The sequence below is a fragment of the Pseudomonas fluorescens genome, from assembly GCF_902497855.1.
GTDB classification, from domain to species: Bacteria; Pseudomonadota; Gammaproteobacteria; order Pseudomonadales; family Pseudomonadaceae; genus Aquipseudomonas; species Aquipseudomonas fluorescens_BI.
Map to the genome: position 1 here is coordinate 1 of NZ_CABVHU010000056.1, position 942 is coordinate 942.

Genomic DNA, 942 nt, shown 5'->3' on the forward strand with positions numbered 1-942 from the left:
GTTTCTCGATGCGGTGGCCGATGAGCTCGATGCCCTGGGCGATGAGTTCGTCGCCCTGGTCTGCCGCGAAACCGCGTTGCCGGCCGCACGGATTCAAGGCGAGCGCGGTCGCACCAGCGGCCAGATGCGGCTGTTCGCCAAGGTGCTGCGGCGCGGTGATTTCTACGGTGCCCGCATCGACCGGGCCTTGCCGGAACGCAAGCCGTTGCCGCGTCCCGACCTGCGCCAGTACCGCATCGGCCTCGGGCCGGTGGCGGTGTTTGGCGCGAGCAATTTTCCCTTGGCCTTTTCCACTGCCGGCGGTGACACCGCGTCGGCACTGGCCGCCGGTTGCCCGGTGGTGTTCAAGGCCCACAGCGGGCACATGGCCACGGCTGAATGGGTCGCCGATGCCATCCTGCGCGCCGCAGACAAAACCGCGATGCCGTCTGGCGTGTTCAACATGATCTACGGCAGCGGGGTTGGCGAAGCGCTGGTCAAGCACCCGGCGATCCAGGCGGTGGGTTTCACCGGCTCGCTCAAGGGCGGCCGGGCGTTGTGTGACATGGCCGCCGCCCGTCCACAGCCGATCCCGGTATTCGCCGAAATGTCGAGCATCAACCCGGTGATCGTGCTGCCCCAGGCCCTGGCAGCGCGTGCTGAAAACGTGGCCCGGGACCTGACCGCGTCGGTGGTACAGGGTTGCGGCCAGTTCTGCACCAATCCGGGCCTGGTGATCGGGATTCGTTCGCCGCAGTTCAGCGCCTTCGTGCAGCAGGTGGCCGGGTTGATGGGCGATCAGCCGGCGCAGACCATGCTTAATGCCGGGACCTTGAGCAGCTATGGCCAAGGTCTGCAGAAGTTGCTTTCTCATTCGGGCATCGAACACCTGGCCGGTAGCCCGCAGGCAGGGAATCAGGCCCAGCCGCAATTGTTCAAGGCGGATGTCAGCCTGTTGCTCGA

General features: G+C 66.1%; 1 protein-coding gene. It reads left to right on the forward strand.

Features of this window, described 5'->3' with window-relative positions:
* On the forward strand, positions 1 to 942 hold a 942-nt coding region (locus F8N96_RS34820; protein WP_150801642.1), incomplete at both ends, for an aldehyde dehydrogenase family protein.